This is a genomic window from Halobacillus sp. GSS1, assembly GCF_017307035.1.
Classification (GTDB): Bacteria; Bacillota; Bacilli; order Bacillales; family Halobacillaceae; genus Halobacillus; species Halobacillus litoralis.
The window spans coordinates 255,232-279,048 of record NZ_JAFLHE010000003.1 but is presented as its reverse complement, the minus strand read 5'-3'; the positions used below and the strand labels follow the sequence as shown (position 1 = coordinate 279,048).

24 protein-coding genes and 2 riboswitches are annotated in these 23,817 nt (G+C 45.8%); of the genes, 4 read left to right on the top strand and 20 right to left on the bottom strand.

Annotated features, from left to right (window positions below; all coding sequences use genetic code 11):
• The first annotated feature begins 5 nt into the window (after nucleotides 1-5).
• Nucleotides 6-371: a winged helix-turn-helix transcriptional regulator gene (locus J0K78_RS09815; RefSeq protein WP_160910682.1), complete on the top strand. Its 366-nt coding sequence runs from the start codon at nucleotides 6-8 to the stop codon at nucleotides 369-371.
• A 45-nt stretch (nucleotides 372-416) separates the two neighbouring features.
• On the opposite strand, the gene J0K78_RS09810 is transcribed toward J0K78_RS09815, so the two are convergent.
• The 10 genes from J0K78_RS09810 to J0K78_RS09765 form a co-directional block, all read right to left on the bottom strand.
• A complete protein-coding gene (locus J0K78_RS09810; protein WP_206946541.1) occupies nucleotides 417-1,403 on the bottom strand; it encodes a Gfo/Idh/MocA family protein in 987 nt (328 codons plus the stop codon).
• 72 nt (nucleotides 1,404-1,475) lie between these two features.
• Nucleotides 1,476-2,171 (bottom strand): SGNH/GDSL hydrolase family protein, encoded by a 696-nt coding sequence (locus tag J0K78_RS09805; protein WP_206946539.1) that lies wholly within the window; start codon nucleotides 2,169-2,171, stop codon nucleotides 1,476-1,478.
• Between the two features lie 66 nt (nucleotides 2,172-2,237).
• A complete protein-coding gene (locus tag J0K78_RS09800) occupies nucleotides 2,238-3,005 on the bottom strand; it encodes a CAP domain-containing protein (protein WP_370551106.1) in 768 nt (255 codons plus the stop codon).
• Nucleotides 3,006-3,731: 726 nt separating this feature from the next.
• A complete protein-coding gene (locus J0K78_RS09795; RefSeq protein WP_206946535.1) occupies nucleotides 3,732-3,938 on the bottom strand; it encodes a hypothetical protein in 207 nt (68 codons plus the stop codon).
• Between the two features lie 76 nt (nucleotides 3,939-4,014).
• Nucleotides 4,015-5,454 carry an aldehyde dehydrogenase family protein gene (locus J0K78_RS09790; protein ID WP_206946533.1) on the bottom strand — a complete coding sequence of 480 codons (1,440 nt, stop codon included), beginning with the start codon at nucleotides 5,452-5,454 and terminating at the stop codon, nucleotides 4,015-4,017.
• Nucleotides 5,451-6,521: a homoserine dehydrogenase gene (locus tag J0K78_RS09785; RefSeq protein WP_206946531.1), complete on the bottom strand. Its 1,071-nt coding sequence runs from the start codon at nucleotides 6,519-6,521 to the stop codon at nucleotides 5,451-5,453. The genes J0K78_RS09790 and J0K78_RS09785 overlap by 4 nt, the downstream gene beginning before the upstream one ends.
• Nucleotides 6,518-7,708 carry a M20 metallopeptidase family protein gene (locus J0K78_RS09780; protein ID WP_206946529.1) on the bottom strand — a complete coding sequence of 397 codons (1,191 nt, stop codon included), beginning with the start codon at nucleotides 7,706-7,708 and terminating at the stop codon, nucleotides 6,518-6,520. Before J0K78_RS09780 ends, J0K78_RS09785 begins: the two co-directional genes overlap by 4 nt.
• 11 nt (nucleotides 7,709-7,719) lie before the next feature.
• The gene (locus J0K78_RS09775; RefSeq protein WP_206946527.1) at nucleotides 7,720-8,913 is read right to left on the bottom strand and encodes a cystathionine gamma-synthase family protein; all 1,194 of its coding nucleotides are present in this window, start codon (nucleotides 8,911-8,913) and stop codon (nucleotides 7,720-7,722) included.
• On the bottom strand, nucleotides 8,894-9,868 hold the full coding sequence (locus tag J0K78_RS09770) for a cyclodeaminase (RefSeq protein WP_206946724.1): 975 nt from the start codon (nucleotides 9,866-9,868) through the stop codon (nucleotides 8,894-8,896). The genes J0K78_RS09775 and J0K78_RS09770 overlap by 20 nt, the downstream gene beginning before the upstream one ends.
• 14 nt (nucleotides 9,869-9,882) lie before the next feature.
• Complete coding sequence (locus tag J0K78_RS09765) at nucleotides 9,883-11,085, bottom strand: M24 family metallopeptidase (RefSeq protein ID WP_206946526.1); 1,203 nt, start codon at nucleotides 11,083-11,085, stop codon at nucleotides 9,883-9,885.
• 186 nt (nucleotides 11,086-11,271) lie between these two features.
• Here J0K78_RS09765 and J0K78_RS09760 point away from each other — a divergent pair, with 186 nt between their 5' ends.
• Both J0K78_RS09760 and J0K78_RS09755 read left to right on the top strand, forming a co-directional pair.
• The gene (locus J0K78_RS09760; RefSeq protein ID WP_206946525.1) at nucleotides 11,272-12,492 is read left to right on the top strand and encodes a threonine synthase; all 1,221 of its coding nucleotides are present in this window, start codon (nucleotides 11,272-11,274) and stop codon (nucleotides 12,490-12,492) included.
• Nucleotides 12,493-12,601: 109 nt separating this feature from the next.
• Nucleotides 12,602-14,356 carry a methyl-accepting chemotaxis protein gene (locus J0K78_RS09755; protein ID WP_206946524.1) on the top strand — a complete coding sequence of 585 codons (1,755 nt, stop codon included), beginning with the start codon at nucleotides 12,602-12,604 and terminating at the stop codon, nucleotides 14,354-14,356.
• Between the two features lie 186 nt (nucleotides 14,357-14,542).
• Here the strand turns inward: J0K78_RS09755 and thiE are convergent, their stop codons facing one another.
• The 5 genes from thiE to thiW form a co-directional block, all read right to left on the bottom strand.
• Nucleotides 14,543-15,157, bottom strand: a complete 615-nt coding sequence (gene thiE, locus J0K78_RS09750) for a thiamine phosphate synthase (protein WP_206946523.1) — start codon at nucleotides 15,155-15,157, stop codon at nucleotides 14,543-14,545.
• Nucleotides 15,154-15,912 (bottom strand): hydroxyethylthiazole kinase, encoded by a 759-nt coding sequence (thiM, locus tag J0K78_RS09745; protein ID WP_206946522.1) that lies wholly within the window; start codon nucleotides 15,910-15,912, stop codon nucleotides 15,154-15,156. The genes thiE and thiM overlap by 4 nt, the downstream gene beginning before the upstream one ends.
• Entirely contained in the window at nucleotides 15,903-16,715 is an 813-nt protein-coding gene (thiD, locus tag J0K78_RS09740) for a bifunctional hydroxymethylpyrimidine kinase/phosphomethylpyrimidine kinase (RefSeq protein WP_206946521.1), read from the bottom strand. Before thiD ends, thiM begins: the two co-directional genes overlap by 10 nt.
• Nucleotides 16,712-17,398, bottom strand: a complete 687-nt coding sequence (gene tenA, locus J0K78_RS09735; protein ID WP_206946520.1) for a thiaminase II — start codon at nucleotides 17,396-17,398, stop codon at nucleotides 16,712-16,714. Before tenA ends, thiD begins: the two co-directional genes overlap by 4 nt.
• A 42-nt stretch (nucleotides 17,399-17,440) precedes the next feature.
• Nucleotides 17,441-17,546: riboswitch (TPP riboswitch) on the bottom strand.
• A gap of 5 nt (nucleotides 17,547-17,551) precedes the next feature.
• The gene (thiW, locus tag J0K78_RS09730) at nucleotides 17,552-18,040 is read right to left on the bottom strand and encodes an energy coupling factor transporter S component ThiW (RefSeq protein ID WP_206946519.1); all 489 of its coding nucleotides are present in this window, start codon (nucleotides 18,038-18,040) and stop codon (nucleotides 17,552-17,554) included.
• A gap of 93 nt (nucleotides 18,041-18,133) precedes the next feature.
• Nucleotides 18,134-18,243, bottom strand: a riboswitch (TPP riboswitch).
• 109 nt (nucleotides 18,244-18,352) lie between these two features.
• Here thiW and J0K78_RS09725 point away from each other — a divergent pair.
• Nucleotides 18,353-18,889: a DUF3221 domain-containing protein gene (locus J0K78_RS09725; RefSeq protein ID WP_206946517.1), complete on the top strand. Its 537-nt coding sequence runs from the start codon at nucleotides 18,353-18,355 to the stop codon at nucleotides 18,887-18,889.
• Between the two features lie 22 nt (nucleotides 18,890-18,911).
• Here the strand turns inward: J0K78_RS09725 and J0K78_RS09720 are convergent, their stop codons facing one another.
• The 5 genes from J0K78_RS09720 to ku all read right to left on the bottom strand — a co-directional run bounded on the left by J0K78_RS09720 (nucleotide 18,912) and on the right by ku (nucleotide 23,611).
• A complete protein-coding gene (locus J0K78_RS09720; protein WP_206946515.1) occupies nucleotides 18,912-20,582 on the bottom strand; it encodes a PucR family transcriptional regulator in 1,671 nt (556 codons plus the stop codon).
• Nucleotides 20,583-20,599: 17 nt separating this feature from the next.
• The gene (locus J0K78_RS09715) at nucleotides 20,600-21,565 is read right to left on the bottom strand and encodes a threonine/serine dehydratase (RefSeq protein WP_242517807.1); all 966 of its coding nucleotides are present in this window, start codon (nucleotides 21,563-21,565) and stop codon (nucleotides 20,600-20,602) included.
• A 354-nt stretch (nucleotides 21,566-21,919) separates the two neighbouring features.
• Complete coding sequence (locus tag J0K78_RS09710; protein WP_206946511.1) at nucleotides 21,920-22,528, bottom strand: Fic/DOC family protein; 609 nt, start codon at nucleotides 22,526-22,528, stop codon at nucleotides 21,920-21,922.
• A complete protein-coding gene (locus J0K78_RS09705) occupies nucleotides 22,521-22,700 on the bottom strand; it encodes a hypothetical protein (protein ID WP_089654689.1) in 180 nt (59 codons plus the stop codon). Before J0K78_RS09705 ends, J0K78_RS09710 begins: the two co-directional genes overlap by 8 nt.
• Nucleotides 22,701-22,774: 74 nt before the next feature.
• Entirely contained in the window at nucleotides 22,775-23,611 is an 837-nt protein-coding gene (ku, locus tag J0K78_RS09700) for a non-homologous end joining protein Ku (protein WP_206946509.1), read from the bottom strand.
• Nucleotides 23,612-23,817: the final 206 nt, after the last annotated feature.

Here is a 23,817-nt window from a genome sequence, read left to right as displayed (position 1 = left end):
AACAGATGAAGGAAGATGGGATCGGCCTTGATGTTACTCTTGAAGTGGTATGCGGAAAGTGGAAAGGGTTAATTCTTTGGAAACTCATCCACGAAAATCATCTGCGTTTTAATGCACTGCGGCGGTCCCTTGATGGAAACATCTCTTCCCGAATTCTTGCCAGAGAGTTAAAGAAGCTCATCCATGATGGTTTGGTCGAACGTATCGATTATGAAACCGTGCCTCCCAGAGTAGAGTATCGTGTGACGCCTTATGGGCGGACAACAGCCTCTTTCCTGGAGAAGATGAACGAATGGGGCATCCACCATAAGCGGAGGGCGGACCAGCAAGAAAGTCTACCTGACGTAACGAATCAATTAAAAGAACAATAAAAAAAAGAGGCACGTATGCCGGTGAGTGCCTCTTTCCGCAGGACCCTAAGAGCGGTCATTAGGATAAACCAGGCCGATTTGCCTCCGGGCTTCCTCCATGACTTTCGCTGTTATCAGCGTATGCTCCAACGAATTATTCTCCGACCGACTTTTTCCCTTCTCCACCAGACTAATAAATTCAGCCGCTTCATAATACATAGGTGAAAACTCATCTTCGAAAATAAGCTCTTCTATGGATCCATCTCTATACATGATTTTTATATCTTTCGGCTCCGAAATATTGGGAATGAGCATCGTACCTTTTTCCCCTTGAATTTCAGAAGGAGCATGAGAATCCACGATTTTGGAGTGCACCACCACTCCCTCCATGTCATCATACGCTGCTACCACACTTCCTTGACCATCAACACCAGAATCCAAAAACACGGCACTAGCCTGGACATGATTGGGCGCACCAAAAAGAGCGACCATCGGATAAATTCCATAAATACCAAGATCCATCAAGGAACCGTTCGACAGTTCAGGTTTAAAGGCATTCAAAACCTCACCTCTTTTGTATGCATCATAACGAGAGGAATACTTACTGAAGTTTCCTACAAAACGTCTCACTTTGCCGATTTTATGTAGATGTTCCTGTATGCTTAAAAAACCTGGCATGAGTGTAGACTTCACTGCTTCCATTAACACAACGCCTTCTTCTTTGGCTACTTCAATCATCGAAGCAATTTCCTGTTGATTAGAAGCCATCGGTTTTTCACATAAGATGTGCGTTCCTTTCCTCATGATCGTCTTCGCCTGCTCCGCATGAAAGGCATTCGGGCTCGCAATATAAATCGCATCCACATTTGAACTTGAGGCCATCTTTTCTATATCTGTGTAAGTCTCCCGTGCACCGTGTTTGGATGCAAAAGCGGCTGCTTTGTCTTCTGTACGAGAATATACGGCCTGTAATGTGAAATGGTCATGCTGTTTCGCTGCTTCTATGAATTTTTCTGTAATGGTATTGGTTCCTATAATTCCAAACTTAACCATGTAAGACACCTCCAAATAACCTATTCTCATTATACATGAAATCGGTTAGAAACACCCACACCCAGCACTGTCTTAATCCATGTGTTTCAAGGCAATTTTAGCCAGTACCTGCTGACCTTTTGCCGTTGGATGGACATCCCCCTTGATGATGTACTCAGGGTGACCATGATAGGCTTTATAGGCATCGATAAGTGTAACGGAAGCAAAGTGTTTCAGCAGCTTGATTAAGGAAGCGTACTGTTGGTTAATATAAGCGAGCGGCGTGTTCAACTGATCACCGGCAGCTGGATAAGGATTGTAGATGTTGTAGACGAGGACCTTCCCGCTCGTTAATTCGTCAATCTCAAGAATGGTCGAATAGACATTATAAATGAGATCTCGAATAACCGGGGCAGCCTCCTCCATTTTCAAACCATCCAGCCCCCCATTCTTTTTGACGACATTCAATAAATCGTTGCCACCGATATACACAATGACATAATCGGCGTTCTTAATACTTTTTCTGAAGGTATCATTGGATTGCACAGCTGTTAACAATTCAGCAGATGTCAGGCCGGGAATGCTCAAATTGGTCACTTCTATATCCTTTTTCACTCCAATTAGAGATGGAAACGACTCTTTTGGAGGATTACTATTATCTTCATCTAAGTTGTAACCAAATGGAATGGAATCTCCGATGGCGACCAATCTCTTTTCTTTAAAAGCTGCTAGGTCCGAAGGTGCCAGAATGACAGCGAACACCATGACCAGGATCCAAATATTCTTCATTCTCTACCCCTGCCTTGATTTATATGTAAAACATGACGCCTGATGATCACCAAGCGTCACATCTACTTATTTTGCTATAAACATTTGTACCCAGTAGTTGCCGTCTTTCGCATATCCGACACCAATGTGCGTCACATTCTTATTCATAATGTTTTTACGGTGACCTGAACTGTTCAACCAGCCATCGACAACCGATTGCGGAGACTGCTGGCCTGCAGCAATGTTCTCAGCTGCTGTGGAGTAATCCACTCCAAATTCCCTCAGCATATCAAAAGGACTTCCGTAAGTTGGAGAAGTATGGGAAAAATAATCGTTCTTCGCCATATCTTCAGATTTCGTTTGAGCTACTTCTTCAACTTCATTGCTATTTTTAAGGGGTTTCAGGCCATTTTTCTCACGAGCTTTGTTCGTCAAATCAATGACCTGTTGTTGAAAGTCACCCGTTGCCTCATCGCTCTCTCGTGCAGTATTATCACGATTTTGCTCAGCTTGATCAGGGTTTTGTCGTTGCGCCTGGTCTCCACCTTGTGGATCTTGAGTGTACCGGCCATCATGGTCAAAAAAGTATGGACCTTGAATGGATCTGTTTGTTCCACTTGGGTTCATGCCTTCAAAAGGAATGTTGGCATCAAAGCGGTTTTGACCATATGCCCCTGGTTCCATTTCTCCCGGTTGATTTCCGTTCCCTTGCATTCCTTGGTCTTCTGGACCAAAACTGACTTGATTCAAGTTGTTACGCTGACTTTCACGCGCACGTTCTTCCGATGTATTACAAGCAGCTAACATGGCAATCATCATGAGCGCTGCGAATAGAATAAACCATTTTTTCTTCATCATGCATCCTCCTCAGGATTAATCTTCACGTTTACTATTTGCATCAAAGCAAACAATATCCCTGAGAAGAAGTACCAGTTCACCACACCAATCCCTCTTTATTTCACATAAGCTCCCGTTTGTGGAAGACTCAGTTTCGAGATGTTCGTGTCATTCTAGGGGCTCCGGGGGATGACTCGCTTTCCGCGGGAGCGCGGTGAGCCTCCTCGGACTACGTCCTGTTGGGTCTCACCATGCACTTTTTTCCTCGTAGATATCCGGTTCCGGCGCCTAGCGGCTAGTGAGACTTCCCTCGCCTCTGATCGAGGCGCCTGCACACTTAAGGTAGGAGTCTCGCCATTCCCCTCTGCCCACTTGCTGGAAGAAATTCTCGAAACTACCTTCCAGCAATAGGAGCTTTTATGGTTAAGAATCCTATATCAATGCGGTTTAAGCAGGATTTATAACAGTTTTAGGCAGGGTAATATAAGAGGGATTTCGAGAACCTCATATGGCAACGGGGCGGAGGGAAACGGTGAGACTCCTGTGGGAAGTGCGTGGTAGATGAGACCCCGCAGAGCGTTAGCTCGAGGAGGCTCATCACTCGCCCACGGAAAGCGAACCTTTTCCCGGAGCCCCTAAATCCACACAAACATATCGAAATCGAGTCTTCCACAATCCTGCCATATAGTGAAATAAATAAAAAACCTGAAGGTTCCTTTAAGGACCGTTCAGGTTTTGAGAAGGTTATTTGGTGTGACAGTCGGGGCAGCAATGTTTGCAGCCATTGACTTCGTCGTAAGTATTTTTGGCAACCTCAAGTGCGTTTGCGCAATCGTCATGGCCGCCTAATTCCAATAAATTCTGCTCAAAAGGCATAAAATCACAACCTTCAACATGCACTTCATGTTCGCCACCAGTCTGCTGGTTCTGATTCACATAAAATTGTGCCATTCCATTACCTCCTTTGTGAAGGCATTCCCCTACCAGATGAATGACAAACACAAATGGATGGTCTCAAGCGGCTTTTCTAATCATCAAGATGGAAGCATACGACTTTTTGTTCAGTCATGGATTCTATGCTGAAACGTACGCCCTCTCGTCCGATACCGGATCCCTTCGTACCTCCAAACGGCATTTCATCAATTCGATAATCGCTGCTGTCATTGATCATAATTCCACCTACATCCATTTTTCTTATGGCTTTAAAAGCCTGATTGATATCGTTTGTAAAAATTCCTGCATGGAGACCATAATTAACAGCATTGGATTGATCAATGGCTTCCTCTAAATCAGCGACAGGGTTTACAATCACCACAGGGCCGAAAATTTCTTCTGACATCACTTTCGCTTCTGACGGAACATGGCTAAGAATCGTTGGAGAATAATATGCTCCGTCACGGACCCCGCCTGTTTCTATTTGTGCTCCCTTTGCTAATGCTTCTTCGACCCATTCGGATACACGGACCGCTTCTTTTTCATTAATCATCGGACCTATATCTGTTCTTTCATCCATTTTATCGCCGACCTTCAGGGCTTCAGCGGCTTCCACAAGTCCATCGAGGAAACTTGCATAAAGTTCTCTTCCCACAAAGATTCTTTGAACACCGATGCAATTCTGCCCTGCCGCTGAAAAAGCACCCGAACAGCACGCATGAACAGCCTTGGAAAGGTCTGCATCATTAAGGACGATGACTGGTGAGTTTGATCCTAGTTCCATGCTTATTTTCTTGGTTCCTGCTTTTCTCGTGATAGCTTCTCCGGCATCAGAGCCTCCCGTAAAAGAAACCATTTTGACGACCGGGTGAGTAACCAGTGAATCTCCGACTTCTTTTCCTGACCCGGTAACCACGGATAGATAACCTTCAGGTAATCCAGCTTCTACGAAGGATTCCGCTAACTTCAACGCACTTAAAGGCGTAGCTGAGGCTGGTTTGACGACGATCGCGTTCCCTGCAGCAATAGCTGGACCTATTTTATGTGCAACTAAATTGAGTGGATCATTAAAAGGAGTGATGGCTCCTACAACACCTAAAGGAAAACGTTGATAATACCCGACTCTTTTTTCACTGCCTGGATTTTGATCGAAATTGATGGTCTCTCCTTTCAAACGTCTCGCTTCCTCGGCACTGATCCGAATGGTTTGAATAGCTCGTGAGACCTCTGAACGTGCTTCGGTAATTGTTTTACTGCCTTCACGTGCGATGGTTGCTGCAAACGCTTCATGATCCCTCTCCATAAACTCAGATACTTTGTTAAGTATATGGATGCGTTCATGGGTAGGGATGGGGTCTCTCATTCGAAAAGTGCGGTCTGCGGTTTCAATAGCTTCGATCATGTCCTCTTTCGTGGCAGAGGGGACCGTGGCCAGCACTTCATTGTTCTGCGGGTTGCTTACTTCAAAACTGTGTAACCCTTCCCGCCATTCTCCCCCGATCAGCATTTTATAGCTTTTAACCTTCGTGGTCATGAGTGACTCCCTCCTCCGATTTTGGCTGCCTGCTTCTGTTTGTGGCAATGAATCAGATCGATTAACAACGAAAACCCTGTTTCCTTCAACCCTGCTCCTGCACCTGTGAGCATGATGGGACCGGAAAGATCACATTCATAAACAATTGCATTGGTTGCACCATTCACACGAGCTAGGAGATCATCCTTTTTCACACGTTCCGGTCGTACAATCGCCTTCACCGATCCGTTATTCTGAGAGATACGGGCAAGCAGCTTCCATTTTTCACCGGCCTTTTCCGCTTCTTTGATATCTTCTACTGTTAAACCGGTAATCCCGGCACAGAAAATGTCATCCGGGTCCAGATGAACCCCATACACATGGTTCGATAATATAGCCGCTTTATACCTGACATCGTAGGCTTCAATGTCACTCGTCGGATCGGCTTCGGCATAACCGAGTGCTTGTGCTTTTTCAAGTGCTTGATTCAATGTCATTCCACTTTCCATAGCGGTAAGGATATAGTTGGTCGTGCCATTCAATATCCCTCTGATTTCCTTGATTTCATTGCCAGCCAGAGTTTCCAGTGGGAGCCTTAGCGCAGGTGTTCCGCTCATGACTGTTCCTTCGAATCCGAAAAACACATCATGTTCGTTTGCCTTTTCGGTCAATTCCTGATAGGCGAGAGCGACAGGACCTTTGTTAGTCGTTATGACACTTTTACCGGTTTCAAAAGCACGATGACAGTGAGTAAGCGCAGGTTCACCGGTTTTGACATCGGTGTAAGTGACTTCAATAATGACATCCGCCTGTGATTCCTCTATTGTTTCGACACTGTTCCACCCTTTAACCGTCTGACTGGATGACGGATAAGTTTCTACAGATCCCGTTTGTTTCACACACTCCAGTACCCTTGGAATATTCAGTCCATCCGGTTGAAAAATGGATCCTTTCATGACATCCGAAATGGCCACGATTTCCACATCAAGTCCGTAGTTCTGCTGAAGTTCCTGATGCTTTTCCTCTACAATTTCCGCAAACGCCTGACCTACGCCTCCAAATCCAATCATGGCTATTTTCATACTCAATGGACTCCTCCTCGGTCAAGTATTAAGTAAGCACTCTCCAAAAGCACGCGCACACCCATCGTCATTGAACGTTCATCAATATCAAAATCTGATTGATGGAGGCTCCTTTCCCTTTCCAGACCGCAACCGAGAAAAAACATCGCCCCTGGTATCTTTCTAGTGAAATGACTGAAGTCTTCACTCCCCATGCCAAAGGGCTCTTCATGCATTTTGAGCCCGGATGCAGCTTCGTGTATGATCCGGTTTATTCTAGGATCGTTGATCAATGAGGGTTCCCCGTGATGGATGTGAAGTGAATATTTCCCGCCGAGCGCTGAGACGATTTTAGCCGCCTGACGGATTTCATTGCCTAACATTTCCCTTACATCATCTTTATAGGATCTTAGAGTTCCTTGAATCTCTACAATGCTTGGAATAACATTGCTGGCCTCTCCGGCCTGCACCTGCCCAACACTGATGGTGCCGACGTCCATGGGATTCACTTTTCGACCATTTATGCTGTATAACGCCTGCAACACATAAGTCGACATCCATATTGGGTCTTTCACGTGTTGCGGATATCCCGCATGGCCGCCGCTTCCCTCAATTCTCAAATGAAATTCATCATTGTTCGCCATGCTTGGTCCATCATTCCATTGAATCTCTCCGAATTTCCTCCAGGGGCACATATGCAGGGACAGAATGGCGTCCATGTGTTGAATTTTTCCGGAAGCCAGCATTTTTATCGCTCCCGTTTCCCCTGCTTCATCACAACTTTCTTCTGCAGGCTGAAAAATCAGTTTGACCGTTCCTTGAAAACGGCCTGCCTTTGCATCCTCCGCCAACAACTTTGCAATGCCGAGCAAGATAGCCATATGTGCATCATGCCCGCACGCATGCATGACTCCAGGGTTATGCGAAGTCCAGGAAACACCCGTTGTTTCTGTAATCGGAAGGGCGTCCATATCTGCACGAATCCCGACAACAGGTCCCTCCCCGTGGCTGACGGAGGCAATGATCCCATAGCCTCCGACATTCTTTTCGATTTCAAATGCCTGGAAGCTTTCTATTATTTCTTCTAACTTTTCACTTGTTCGTTTTTCTTGAAAGCTGAGTTCAGGGAAGCGGTGGAAGTCCCTCCGCCACCCCACTAAATCATCAAAAATCTGGTCTGAGCGCAAGGTGAGATCCGACTTTTCGGTCTTCACATCTTCCCTCCTCACTTCTTCACATAAGTGTGTAACGATTGGAAAGCCTGTGAAAGGTCATTTTTCAAGTCTTCGATATCTTCAATGCCAGCGGAGTAACGAATCAAGCCTTCTGGAATACCCATAGCTGCACGCTCTGCCGGGGTGCATTCCACATGACTTGTCGTTCTTGAAGGTCCAACAACAGTTTCCACTGACCCTAGATTGGCAGCGCGATTGGCGAACTGCAGCTTCGGTAAAAGGTCCCGTACAGTGGTTACTCCGCCTTTCACAGCAAAGCTGAGCATCCCTCCAAACCCTTTCATTTGTTGTTTTGCGATTTGATGATGTGGGTGAGAAGGCAGTCCTGGATAAAAAACTTCTTCCACGAGTTCGAAGGTTTGTAAATGTTCCGCAATCGCTGCAGCATTTTGGTTTTGCTGTTCCACACGAAGCTTCAGTGTCTTCATGCCTCTTAAAAGCAAATAGGCAGCCATTGGATCGAGGGTGGCTCCGTTAATTTCTCTGTAGTGATATACCGCGTCGACTAGGCTCTTCCTGCCACATAACGCCCCACCTAAAGCATCGGCATGCCCGCCTAAAAATTTCGTTGCGCTATGGATGACAAGGTCCGCTCCAAGATCCAATGGGTTTTGATTCACAGGCGTAGCAAATGTATTATCAACAACAACCGTTGCCCCTACCGCTTTGCCGGCAGCAGCCAGCCGCCTGATATCCGTAATTTTCACCGTCGGGTTCGTCGGGCTTTCCAAATAAAGCACTTTGCAGCCTTTAGCTACCTCAGCTTCCAGTGCCTCATGATCTCCGGTTTCACACAATACGACTTCCATTTGCTGTTTGGGAAGGAATTCTGTAAAGATTTTATTGGTTCCTCCGTACGTATCCTTAATGGTTACCACCCGGTCACCCGGGAATAGCAACGTGCCAAGCGTATTACTGATTGCCGCCATCCCAGTGGAAAAGCTTGTAGCCGCTTCTGCATTTTCTAGAATGCGAATTTTTTCTTCGAAAGCCTGAACGGTCGGATTTGTGTTTCGTCCATAAATATGACCCGGCTTATTGCCAACCGCTACTTCATACCATTCGTCCATGTCGTCATAACCAAAAGAAACACTATGAACGACAGGCACTTGCGTCGCTCCAAAAGCGAGTTGTTCTTTCTCACCGGCCCAAATTGATTTGGTACTAAACTTTGCGTCTTTCATCCGTAACGCCCTCCCGAACTAATAGTTGATGGTATACGTGTCTTGCAATAGCTGTATCCTGCACCCCCGTGCCTGTCAGATCACAAATCGTAATGTCCTCATCCGCTTGGCGGAACGATCGTTTTCCACTTGTGACTACCCCAAGCTCTATCGCACGATCCAGTTGATTCGGTGACATACGCAGCTCTCCCAAACGGGCGGACTGAGCTTTCACATCACAGACGATGCAATCCGCTCTTTCCAAAACTGTGGCATCCAGTTCCCGCTTATGTTCTGCATCCGAACCCATAGCGGTGATGTGGAGTCCCGGTCTTACCCAATCCCCATAGATCAATGGTTCTTTGGACGGTGTCGTTGTTACCACGAGATCGCTTTTTCCTACCACTTGCTCCACTGAATCACAAACGATCAAATTAATCCCCAGTTTCTGCTCCATTTCTTGTTTATACTGCAGAGTTTTTTCAGGGCTCCTCCCATAAACGAACACATGCTCAATCGGACGAACCAACATAAGTGCTTGGAGCTGGAGACGAGCTTGAGCTCCTGTACCAAGGATCCCTGCAACCCGGCTGTCTTTCCTGCTTCCATATTTTGCAGCCACAGCTCCGGCAGCTGCCGTTCGCAAATCTGTCAACCAGCCTTCATCGGCCAAGACCGCCAGTGGTTCTCCTGTATGACTATTGATGAGAATCATCAGCCCATTCGCACTCGGAATTCCTAAGGCAGGGTTATTAAAAAAACCAGAAGACAGCTTCACAGCAAAACTGTCTTCACCTTTAATATAGGCGGACTTAATATCCACTTCGCCGTTATGGTCCGGCACATCCACACGCATGATGGGCGGCATCGTTGTTTCTTTTTCTACTAGTGAGGTGAAGGCTGTTTCGATTCTGTCTATAAGTTCGGTATCCAGACGAATCACTTTTTCAATGTCTTTCCGTTCATAGAGTCTAATTTCCCATCACTCCTTCAGCTGATTTGACCGCTCAAATCCATATGATCACGAATGATTAACTCCTGCGGATAGGTGGTGAACCGTTCACTGCCAGATTCCGTGACTCTAAAGGTTTCACTGATTTCAATTCCATCCGTATCGAACCATAGCGCCGGAATCAAATGGAACGTCATATTGGGTTCCAGGATAGTCAAATCTCCTTTACGAATGCTCGCTGTATGCTCTCCCCAATCTGGTGGGTAATTGAGGCCAACGGAATAACCTAAGCGCGCCTCTTTTTCATACCCATGTTTCTTAATGCTCTTCCTCCACACTTCTTCCAATTCTCCACAAGTCACTCCAGGCTTTGCAAAGTCGAGGACATTCTGAATCCCTTCCAAAACGACCGGGGCGACTTGTTTCATTTTTTCATTCGGTTCTCCTATGGAAACCGTACGGGCAAGAGGGACATGGTATCGCTTGTAGCACCCGGCCAGTTCGACGATTACTGCATTGCCTTTGACAAAAGGACGGTCTGACCAGGTCAAATGGGGAATGGACGTATGATCCCCGGTCGGTAGCAGTGGAACAATTGCTGGGTATTCACCACCAAACTCCGGCGTCCCCCTTACCAGGTGATAGTAAATCTCAGCTGCCGTATCACATTCCCTGACGCCTGGGTCAATGCTTTCCACCCCTTTGGTCATCGCTACGTCCGCAATTTGCGCTGCCCGTCTCATATACTCGATTTCCTGATCCGACTTGACGATACGGACGCTGTTCACAAGCAATGTCGCATCCTGAAAGGTTGCATTCGGCAGTCCTCTTTCCAATCTTTCAAAAGCCTTCGCTGTAAAATAGTAATGATCCTTCTCAACACCTATTTTCCTATTTCCGTGACCGATTTGAAGCAGAATATCTGCCATAAAGTCCATCGGGTGATAAACATTTGAATGGACATAGTAATCCGGATAGGCGATGACATTCTCATCATAGATCCACGTCGTCACCCGAGCCCCATTCGCATCCTGGTAACGACCGATCCACAGCGGCTGTGGTTCATCAATGATAACCACAAGCATTTGGTGTACATAAAAAGACCAGGCATCATAACCAGAAAGGTAATTCATGTTTGCCGGGTCTGTAATCAAAAGCACGTCAATTCCTTGGTCAGCCATTCGTTTCTTCGTTTTCTGCAAACGCTGCTGATACTCTAAAATGTCAAAAGGAAGAACCATTTCATCCCCTCCGCGCTATTTGTCTGAATATTTAAATTACTATACATTCATTGTATTCAAAGAATTTTTTTCTTGTAATGTAAAAAGTGTATGAAGTTTTGAGGATGTCCTTAATACAATGTCGTCGTTAACCTCTCTATCAACCTTATGTTAAGATACGATTAACCCGATAGAAGGAGGATGAAGATGACATACAGTTACTTATCCCATTTGTACTGCCCGAAATGCGAGGAAACCTATAAAGCCAGTGAACCTCAGCATCTTTGTACATGCGGGTCTCCTTTACTCGTAAGCTATGATTTAGACAATCTGAAAGAGTCGTGGTCTCCTGAGCAGTTGCAAGAAAGAGCACCCGACCTTTGGCGTTACCATGAACTATTACCACTCCAAGACCCTACATACAAAACTTCCTTGGGGGAAGGCATGAGTCCGTTGATTCCCCTCCCCACTCTTCAGGCCGATATGAATATCCGCAAACTGCATATGAAAGATGAAGGGATCATCCCTACTGGATCGTTCAAAGCTAGAGGAGCTGCGGTCGGCGTATCAAAAGCTAAAGAACTGGGAGTGAAAGAACTTGCCATGCCGACCAATGGCAATGCCGGTGCCGCCTGGTCTTTATACGCTTCAAGAGCATCGATGGAATCAACCATCGTCATGCCCGTCGACGCACCGAAAATTACCCGGAACGAATGTGCCTTATCTGGGGCCAACCTTTTTCTCGTCGACGGACTCATCAGCGATGCAGGTAAAATCGTGGCGGAAGCTGTAGAAAAATCAGGACTCTACGATGTGTCCACACTAAAAGAACCATACAGAATTGAAGGAAAGAAAACGATGGGGCTTGAGATTGCCGAACAATTAGGATGGAACGTTCCAGATATTATCCTCTATCCTACAGGTGGTGGTGTCGGATTGATTGGCATTCATAAAGCACTGAGAGAATTGCAAAAGCTTGAGTGGATTACCGAAGACCGGATGCCGAGACTGGTAGCTGTCCAATCCGAAGGCTGTGCGCCGATTGTGAAAGCATGGCAGGAAGGACAAAAAGAATCGTCATTCTGGGATGATTCTGAAACGATTGCATTCGGCATCAATGTCCCAAAAGCAATTGGAGATTTCCTCGTCCTCGACGCCCTTTATGATACAAAAGGATGTGCGGTAGCCGTCAGCGACACTGAACTATTAGAGGAACAAAAAAGGATCGCTCAAAAAGAAGGGGCCTTCGTCTGCCCAGAAGGAGCTGCAGCATTTGCAGCTGCCAGAAAGTTAAGAGCAGAAAATTGGATTTCCGCAGAGGATGAAGTGGTCGTACTTAATACGGGCGCTGGCATTAAATATCCAGATACGGTTCAGATCGAAATTCCGGTTCTTCAACCTGGGGACAGTCTGCAAAGCAAGGTTTAAACTTACTACACGAAACATTTACAAATTTTGTGCCACGTATATAAATCCACCCCCCTTCTTCCGATATTAAGGAAAAGAGAGAAAAGACACAGAAGAAGGGGTTTGGAGTATGAGAAGCTTTTGGAAAATGAACCGGACAATCCGGGCAAAGGTATTCATTATGGGATTGTTGCTTTTGGCTATCCCGTCATTAATTATTGGATTGATCGGCTACCAGTCTAGTAAAGGGAGTCTTGATGAACTTGGAAAGACAAACCTAAAAAACAGTGTAGAACAAGCGGTGGACATGATTGAAATTGCTAATCAATCGGTTCAGGCAGGGACCCTCTCCCTGGAAGAAGCACAAGAAACAGTAAAAGAACAACTCCTCGGACCCATGCAGGAAGATGGAACTCGTCCGATCAGCTCAACTATTGACCTTGGTGAAAACGGTTACTTTTTCGTGTTGGATGAAAAGGGAACCGAATTAGCCCACCCTTCCCTTGAAGGGGAAAATATATGGGAATCCCAAGACTCAAATGGAGTCATGGTCGCACAGGAGCTTATCGCAAATGGAACCAACGGAGGCGGTTTCACCTATTTTGAATGGCCGTTGCCGGGGGATCCTGATACCGTTGCCCCTAAAGTATCCTACTCCCTTTACGAGCCATCTTGGGGCTGGATTGTCGTCTCAGGCACATACATGATGGATTTCAACAGCGGAGCCAGTCAGATCTTAAACACATTATTAATCACGCTTGGAGTATCGTTGATTTTAGGTGCCATCATCATATGGTTCTTCTCCAATCGCTTAACAAAGCCGATCAAACAGTTATCTGACCACTCTACAAGGATTGCTGAAGGAGATTTCACTGCAGCCGACCTTCAAGTGTCGAACAAGGACGAAATAGGCGTGCTCGTGGAAAATTTCAATACAATGAAAAACAACCTGAAGGCGCTGATCCAGTCTGTTTCTGCTTCTTCAGAACAAGTGGCAGCTGCTTCCCAACAATTGAACGCCAACGCGGAAGAAAATTCACTTGCGGCAGAACAAGTAACAACAGCTATTCAAGAAGTAGCGGCAGGATCTGATCGACAGATGGACAATGCCAATGAATCATCCGAATGGATTCATGATATATCATCAAATATTCAAATCATTTCCACTCAAATGATCGACCTCTCAGCGAAGTCGAATCAGACCGCAGAAACATCCGGATCAGGAGAGAAGCTTATTCATACTGCCCTACAGCAAATGCATGAAATCAACGATCATACCAATACCACAAGTGGTACAATTCAGGTTCTCGAGAAAAAATCCAATGAAATTGGCAAAATCGTATCTCTGATTACAGATATCTCTGAACAGACGAACTTGCTCGCGTTGAATGCGGCCATTGAAGCAGCTCGGGCAGGTGAGCATGGAAAGGGTTTTGCTGTAGTAGCCGAAGAAGTAAGGAAACTGGCCGAGCAGTCCAGTCAATCGGCGAATCACATCATGCAGCTGGTATATGATATCCAACAAAAAACCCAGGAAGCCGTTCAGTTTATGAATAAAAGTGATGATGCTGTCAAATCCGGTGTGAATGTGGTCGGAGAAGCTGAGCAGACGTTTAAAACGATTACGGCAGATGTCCATGATCTGTCTGGAGGGATGAACGATATCACGGGATCCATCCAATCGATGACTCATCATATTCAAAGTCTCGTAGAGTCTTTTGAAGCGGTTAAGAACTTCGCTGTCCAGGCTTCAGAACAATCCCAGCACGTGGCCGCTACGACAGAGCAGCAAAATGCATCTATCCAGGAAATTACATCTGCGAGTGAAACATTAGCTCAAGAAGCTGGCAATCTTCAGGAACAAGTCAGTCGTTTCAGGTACTAGGTCCTACATATCTTCAGCCATAGGGCTGTTATATGGATTGTGAACGAATTTGATTGGTAGACGTCTTAGGTTTAATAGTTGCATCAACAAAAACCCCGGGTGAAAAAAGTAAAGGGGTCAAGTGGACTCCACATCCACTCCCCAGCATAAAAGGAACTCATGCTTCGGCATGAGTTCCTTTTTGCTTCATATCGCTTGTACAACGGACGATATGTCCGGGGCGTGTGTAATGGCTGAAATGACAGCGACACCGTCCGCTCCCGCTTCCATTACTCTTCCAGCATTTTCAGGGTGGATCCCTCCAATGCCGACTACAGGTATGCTTGGATACTCACGTTTGACGACCTTGACCCAGTCAGGTCCTGCTACAGGGCTAGCGTCTTTCTTCGTCATTGTCCTGTACATCGGACCTACACCTAAATAGTCGACAAGATGGACAGGACTCTGTTCTAATTCTGTCCGATCGGATACCGATAACCCTATGATTGTATCAGGATATTTTGAACGAATTTCTTTCACACTTCGATCACTCTGCCCCACATGTATTCCATCAGCTTGAAGCACATCAAAAAGTTCGATGTCATCGTTAACAATAAATAAAATACCCGCTTCAGCACAACGTTGACGCAGCTTATGACCGAGACTGTACATCGCCTCTCCAGTTAGAGCGCCTTCTCCTTTTTCTCTATATTGGAAGCACGTGATTCCAGCTTCAATCGCTTCATCCAAAATACTCAAAGGATCTTTGGCACAGTTTTGGCTGCCCATGACGAAGTATTTTCGAAGGGTAGAAGCTTTCATGCCTCCTCCCCCCTTGCTAAAGCATCGACAAACCGCGGTATGAATGTCCCTGGTCCTTTGACATCAGGTTGACCTGCTGCTTGTTCCGCCGCCCGTCCATAATGGCTTAATGTTGCCAGCACCTTCTCTTTAGGACTTCCTTCTACCGCTAAGCTTGCTGTAAGCAAAGAACCAAGCAAACAGCCAGATCCTGTAATTTGAGCAAGGAGAGGATGTCCTGTTTCATTGACAAAAACATCCCCATCGATACATCCGACATCCTGTTCTCCTGTACAGACGGCTCCAGTCTGATATTTCTCCGCTACTAAGCGGACGATGGCTTCGGAATCAGCTGCTCCTGTGGAGTCTACGCCTTGCGTTTCCACATTCAGACCGATGAGATGGGCAAGTTCTCCGGCATTCCCTTTAATAACCGTCGGAGTCACCTCCTGCAAGATCCTCTGACATGCATCTGAACGATAACGAGTAGCAGGAGCGCCGACAGGATCGAAGACGATAGGAATGCCGATTTGATTTGCAGCTTTCCCAGCAAGGATCATGGCTTTCACCTGTTCTTCATGAAGCGTTCCTATATTCAATAACAGTCCTTGAGACAATCGGGTGACATCCGCCACTTCCTGTGTGGCATTGGCCATGATCGGCGATCCTCCAAAAGCTAAAAGACCGTTCGCTGTAAAATTCATCACCACTGAATTCGTGATGTGATGAATCAGTGGGCGCTGTGTTCTTACTCTTTCGATAACACTTACAGCCATTTGTTGAAAACCTCCTCACGTAAAGCAAAATGATTGGTCGGTCCGCTTCCTTTTCCTAAGTCGAAGGAGTGGCGAATCGCTTCTGTTACGAAGTATTTGGCTTCTTTGACAGCTTGTGGCAAAGCGTGTCCCTGACTCAGGTAAGCCGTAATGGCTGCTGAGTACGTGCACCCTGTGCCATGCGTATTTGAAGAATTAATCCGTTCAGATTCAAATTCATAGACACGTCCACCATCATATAGAAAATCAACCGCTCTTCCATCGAGATGGCCCCCTTTGACAAGAGACGCTCCTGCACCTAAATCTTTCACAATTATTTCGGCTGCTTCTTTCATATCTGCTTCTGTTTTAATTTTTCCTCCGACAAGGACTTCAGCTTCAGGGATGTTAGGAGTGACGAGTGATGTCCTGGGTACAAGATATTCTTTTAAATACCGTTGATCTTCTTTTTCAATCAAAGGGTCCCCGCTCTGGGCAACCATGACAGGGTCCATGATGTAAGGAGCAGCCACTTCATTCAACCATTCACTGATGACTTTCATCATCCCCTTATTGGCAATCATCCCAGTTTTCAGTGCATGAACAGGCATATCCTCAGAAATAGCTTCCAGTTGACTCTTAATGAAGTTTTCCGGGAGGTGATGAACATCCTTCACACCTGTCGTGTTTTGGGAAACGACTGAAGTTACAACACTCATCCCGTAACTCTTCAATTCCTGGAACGTCTTCAAGTCTGCCTGTATACCCGCGCCACCACTCGGATCAGTCCCTGCAATTGTCAGCGCACATGATACTTGTCTCATCTCACAACCTCCTTTTCACAAGGCCATTGTTCTTGTGTGTAAGCCATATCCCAAAAAGCATATTCCAGCTGACAGCTTTTACGAAAAGCTTCTCTCATCCGCTGTTTTTCTAGTTCAGACGCTTGTGCAGCATACTGATCAAGCCGCTCACATAACACCGCCGTCAGACTGTTCACCTCTGCATCGGCATAAAAATCGATCCAAGGGAGAAAAGGATGGTCAACCCCTGGCTGGTAGTGGTTCTTAAGCTCGACCCCGATTTCATAATAGGTCCACGGGCATGGAAGCAAGGCCGCTAATATTTCACCGATCCCCCCATTATGGGCATGAAATAGCATATGCTTTATATAGTGATCAGCAGTCGGCGGCAACGGATACCCTTGAAGCTCTTCATAGGAAACGCCAATCTGTTCACAAAAATTGTTATGAGGATGGATCTCGCTGTTCAACACAAAATCGATTTGCTTATTAAACAGTTGAATGTCTTCTCTACAAGGGGACTTGGAAATAGCGATTCCATACACATGCATAAAAGCATTCAGATATTCATAATCAGCCTTGATATAATGAATCAACGCTTCTTTTGATACCTCTCCTTTCCCGATCCCCTGGACGAAGGGATGAGTGAATATTTTTTGATAGATATCCTGATTTTCATTTCTTAATTGTTTGGAAAAAGACATGGTAGAGCCTCCTATTATTCTCGGAAGCTACTAGAGGACAGAAGGGGATTCTTACTACTTCCCTCCGCCGGCATGACCCGGATCAGGTATTGAGGGACCAAGGAATGTTTCCTTATCTCAGCGAATACTCGCGCCCCTAGCAGTTTCCGTGTATTATGGTTGTAAGATCATGTTTTCAACTTTCACTCGTGATAAAATGAAGGCAGCAATGAAAGCCCCCGAGACACTGCTTACGACAAAAGAAGGAACAAATGCAAAAACACCAGCTGAACTTCCCATCAAGACGTGTGCGATCGGGACAGATGCCAAAGCTCCGATGACTCCAGTACCGAGCACTTCACCAATCACCGCAGAACTTTTTCTTTCAAACATCCTGTAAAAAATCCCTGCCAATAATGCACCAAACATCCCGCCCGGAAAAGCAAGAAAGGTGCCGACCCCTAATAAGAAACGTAAAAGCCCGATAACAAAAGCAATCATGACCGCCGGCACGGGGCCAAGCACCACCGCCGCAATCACATTAACCGCATGCTGGACAGGATAAGCTTTCGCAATACCGGCCGGGAACCAAAGGAATTGCGCCCCGAGCGTCCCGATCGCCACAAGCACAGCCATCGTTGTGAGTAGCTTTGTGTTTTTCATATTTCACCACCTTTCTAAACGGGAGAAGAATGGAGGCAAATAAAAAAGCCAGATCCTTAGAGGACCTGGCCTGGTATGCAGTAAGCCGATACACGTATCGTCAGACTACTTCCCTCCGCTGGTATTAACCAGATCAGGTTTGTAAGAGTCAGAAAGCTCGCTCGCTTTCCTCTCAGCCCATTCAGGCTCCCCTAGTAGTTTCATAAACTTATTCGCTTGGTGATTTTCATCATAACAAAATTGGATGTTTCTGTCATGTGAAACTTTTGCTCCCGTTCAAACGTCATCATTAAGAAGATAAGGAGTGTGTGAATGATGAAAATGAGATGGATGCCTGGTATGTTCATGTTTTTCTCTTTATGCCTTAGTGGATGTGGGCTGTCAGAAACGGAGGAAGTAGACCAGAAGGAAGTGGAAGCAGAAGTATCCGACCCGGACATGAGCGGGTTTGTCATGGATCAGGATGAGGACAGTATTCTGGTTGTCACACCGATGGATGATGGGTCAGGGGAGGAAGGAAGGGCCATGTGGGTATCCGGAGCTCCTAAAGGTCTATGGGTCGGCAAACAGGTCGAGGTCTGGGTAGACGGGGATATCGCTGAGTCCTACCCTGAACAAGCCACCGCTGAAAAAGTCCAGGAGCTTGAAATGAGTGAAGTAGAGGGAGCAGACTTAAAAGCTTCTGAAGCTCTTTCTACAGCATTATCTGAAAAAGAACCGGAAAAGGCCGATGTGCTGATAGTTTCTCTGCTTTCTTTTGATAAAGAATCCGACCAGTGGACCGTCAAGCTGGATCGACGTGGGACCAATCAGGGCGAATGGAAAACGACCGTCAAAGATGAAAAATAGAGCGCCGTAAAAAGGAGGCGCTCTATGCATCCACCTTTTTCAATAGCCACAACCTGACGCTCAACTCCAACAAAAAAAGATCGTCCGCATTGAGCAGGGAAAGCCCAGTCAAATGTTCAATGTTCCTCAATCTATGCAGCAAGGATTGACGGTGCAAATTCAGGGCACGGGCGGTCTGACTGACATTGCTGTTGTATTTGTTGTAGACCATAAACGTATGAATGAGTTCTGTCTGCCGTTTCTGGTCATAATCAATCAGCTTCTCTAACGTATCATAGACAATTGCTCCGATTTCTTCTTCATGAGAAAGAGCCATGAGCAAGCGATTCATCCGTGTATCACTGAAAAACGTCCGCTCCCCTTCTTCATGCTGCTGACCGATTTTCAGTGCCGTTTCCGCCTCTTCATAACTTTTATGAAAAACCTGATACCCCCCTTTATGGCAGGAGATCCCCCAGCTGATCGTAATCCCCTTCAACAACTCATGAAGTCTCCGCTCAATCAGGTCAAGAAACTGATTCGCGGTTTCTCCGTAATCCGGCCGGTCTGTTTCCAAATAAACGATGACCTCCCCTTCATCAAAAGTGGTCATCGTCCTCCTATGCAGGGCATCTCCCGCATGTGTGACTTCCTTCTGAATGTAATAATTCCGACTGTTGATTGATGACGACTTGACCTGAGGCATCGTTAAAGAGGTGCGCTCCTCCTCCGGCTGAACGAACCGGATGTGGCCGACAAGACAAATATAAGGCTTCTCCAGGTCATAACCAAGCAGCTGTGCTTTTGATAAAAGAGCTCTGTCCATCTCCCTCTCCCGCTTGGCTAAATCCAGCAGGAAGTTATCCTTAAGCCTGATTTCAGTCATTTCAATGGCATTCTCTTTTACGAAATATAAGGCACATGCGGTAAGCGCATGCTCAAGGATATGAAGGTTCACCCAGGTTAACTCCTTATCTTCCTTTGGCTTAAAGAGGATATATCCTTGTTTCTTATAGTTCGATAAAATGGTAAGCTGGTAGCATTTCTGATCACCGATTTCATAGGTTTCAATGTAATGGCGGAGCGGGTGCTCACTGTCCATTTCGGTTTCTACAAGGGTGCCTTCCTGTGAAAGCTCATGCCCATTCAGGACATCGATGTAGTAACGATCAAAATACTGATTCGCCCGGATCTGTTTGTTGTGATCACTGATCGCGGTTGGAATACCTGTGTTCTGATAGATGATGGATGTGATCTCCTGCAGTCCTTTTCCGTTTAGAACACAGTTGATTAACTCTTGTCGTATTTCTTCCGTCCTTTGCTGCTCTTGGCGGTTCTCCTCATTAATCAATCGTAAAACGTCCTGTAAAATATCTCCGAAACGGACCTCCCATGGAATTTCCATTACAATCAACTCATGTTGCTCCGCAAGTTTTAACACCCGATCCGGGATTTTATAAAGATGACGCCCTGTGGCAAACGCCAGCACAGATGCTTCCGAACGGATGACATCCCTCACATATTCTTCTAGTGCCAGCACATCCTCTCCGCACCCAACCCCTGTACTTAACACAAATTCATTGTTTCTTACAAAGTTTTCCACAGGTGTTTCAATCACGGAGATCCAGTCTACCTGGCGATGATACACCTCTGTCTGCACTTTCGCTTTTTCGAGAACGGGAAGTTTTAAGACTTCCTTCACCGCAACCCCCATCTCCACTCCTCCCCCAATTACGATTTAGCCAAAAGATTTGTAACCGCTTCATGATCGATATTGTTTCCTGTCATGACGACTACGACATTTTTTCCTTGTAGAGCATTACAATGAAGCAAGTGGCCAATCCCTGTGGCCGCTGCTCCTTCCACAACCATCTTATGGTGTTCGAGAGTGAAGATCAGCCCTTCTTCAATATGCGCCTCTTCCACAAGCACTCCTTTATCCATAAAAGCTTTCGTCATGGGAAAAGTGTAACGATTCTCTGTCCCAATTCCTCCAAGCAGGCTGTCAGCCAGGGTATAAGACTCCTCGAGGATGACAGGTTTCCCCTTGGCGAGGCTTTCCTGCATGACCGCTCCCTTCTGCATCGTCACACCCGTTACTAGTATGGAAGGTTCAATAGATTTCATAACAAAAGCAACCCCGGACAGCAGTCCTCCTCCGGACAAGGGAATGATGACCTCATCGACATCCGGACACTGCTCCATAATCTCAAGCGCAATCGTGCCCTGGCCGGCGATAATTTCCCGATCGTCAAAAGGCTTGATCACGGTCATCCCTTCATCTCTTTCCAATTCCGTACACCTTGCTTCTGCGTCATCTTGACTGTGCCCGACGACTTCAACCACAGCTTGCAGCTTTTTCAACCGGTTAACCTTAGCCTCCGGAACACGATTCGAAATACAAACTGTACAAGGAATTCCTAATTGTGCTGCTATATAGGCAACAGAGATCCCATGATTACCCGTTGAAAAGGTAGTTACCCCTTTCTTTAAGTCCTCCTCGGGAAGAGATAGAATTTTGTTAGCTGCTCCTCTGAGCTTGAATGACCCCGTAGGGTGGGTATGTTCAAGTTTCAAGTGAACACGTGCTCCGGTACGCTCAGAAAGAGGCTCTGAATAAAGGATAGGAGTGGATTGGACAAACGAAGCTATGCGACTCTTCGCTTCCCATACCTCTCTGAAGGAAAGGCTGGTCATCATAACGTCCTCCTTCTAGAATTTAGATGAGTCTAAGTTTTGAATTTTCAGTTATTTTTATTATAGTGGAACAACCTCTTATATTTAAAGAGATAAAATACTAGTTAGGTTCAAAGCCGTATTCTTTTGGTGAAAGGCCGCCGTTCTTTGGCGCGCGGCGATCTCAATAAAAGATTAAACAAGTCAGATGACTTAGCCATCTGACTTGTTTTAGGTAAGCCACTATCCCCTATCCCTAAAAACCTCATCCTAGACCACTTCCTATTCGAATCGTAGTTCCAACTTTTGGCCCGGCTGTGCTTTTTTTATTCAAGTGGACTCCTCGTTCTTCATAAAAAAACCTTCAGCCCTGTTTCAGGCTGAAGGTTTCTGGTAGTTGGTTAAGGATTGACTAATAACCTGAGCAAGAGCGCTTACATCTTTGACAGATTGCACACTCGCTTTAAAGATGGCTTCTGGTGGTACTACGGACCAATCCAAACGATATCCTGCTTCCAAAGCTACGCATCGAATGAACTCCCGTAAACTCCTCCCGTTTCCTTCTCTAAAAGGATGGAGCACATTAATTTCTGACATGTAATAGACCAATTTATCTACAATCAGAACCCTGTTCATACTTTTCCAATCTTCTCTCATCATCTGTTGAAATATGGGCTCTGCCGCATCGAGTATGAACCTGGCTTGAGCAAAAGAAAATCCGTCCTTTGTAATATTCTCTGTTCGAATTTCTCCAGCAAAAGGATAAAGATCTGAAAATAGGCGCGCATGGATCTTCTGTAAGTGGCGCAAGTCGAAATCCCCATCAATCGGGGTTGATTGAAGCTCAGCAAGCCTTTGCGCCGTAAACATCGACTCCAAGGCTGCCAGTTGTTTCTCATCCTTAATGTCAAAATGGTTGATTAATACATTTGACCCCGGATAACAATACTTCGACTTTTCATTCCCATACCTAGTGTTAGGCATGACGAGCCAGTTCCAACGCCCGGGTTACGAATTCCTCGTGAGAGATCTCCCCTGTCAGGCACTTTTTCACAAGCAGTTTCTGCTTCTTGCTCAAGCGGTCTCCCTCGACAGCAAGAGAAGCCAGGGCCGGACGCATAAGTAATTCCACTTCTTCCTCAGAACGTACGGTCATCATATCCCTCCGAACTTTAATCCTATCCTCTACATTATACTACAGAAGGAGGTTTTATAGACGGTAAAACCCTGTCAGGACGTCTTTTTCTTACCGGATGTGGTCGTCTTTTTCTTCGTTGTTTTCTTCTTCTTGGACCCTTTTGTTTTCTCCAAAGATTTTTCCAATGCATCCATTAAATTTGTTACGTTATCCGGCTTCGGCTTGTCTTTGGCCGTTGTAACTTCTTCATTGTTTTTCTTCGCTTCGATCAGTTCCATCAGCGCCGTTCGGTATTCATCTTTATATTTCTCAGGGTCGAATTCTGCCGTCAATTGATCAATCAACGTCACCGCCGTACTCAACTCTTTCTTACTCAACTCTGTTTCTTCAGGAACATTCGGCACATCCTGGACAGACCTGACTTCATCAGGATAATGAATGGTTTCCATGACAAGCGTATTCTCATAAACACGGACAATCGCCAGTTGTTCCTTGGAGCGGATGATGATTTTAGCAATGCCAATCTTCTCCGTATCACCAAGTGCCTGACGAAGGAGGCTGTACGCTTTTGATCCTCCCTCGCTTGGAGAAATAAAATAACTCCGCTCAAAATAAATCGGATCGATTTCTTCCAATTTAACAAAATCAATGATTTCGACCGCTTTATCTTCCTGTTCTTTCTTCAACTGTTCCAGATCTTCTTTGTCTAAAACGACAAACTTGTTCTTCGCATATTCATAAGCTTTGACAATCTCTTCACTCTCAATATCCCGATCACATACCGGGCAGCGTTTCTCATATTCGACTGGTGATTTACATTCTTCATGTAGCTGGCGCAGTTTGATGTCCTTATTCTCTGTTGCAGCATGCAGTTTCACCGGAATATTCACAAGTCCGAAGCTGATGGTCCCTTTCCACATCGTGTGCATCCCGATCACTCCTTTTTCCTATAGGTTTCACGAGATCCACGAAAAATATGTTTCTCCTCTATGGATAAACTACATAAAAAAGCCTAACCTATTCTAACTAAATGGCAGCATAGTTGAAGACTCAGTTTCGAGATGTTTATTGAGTGGATGGGGCTGCGGGGAAACGGTGAGACTCCTATGGGACGTGTGGGACAGGTGAGACCCCG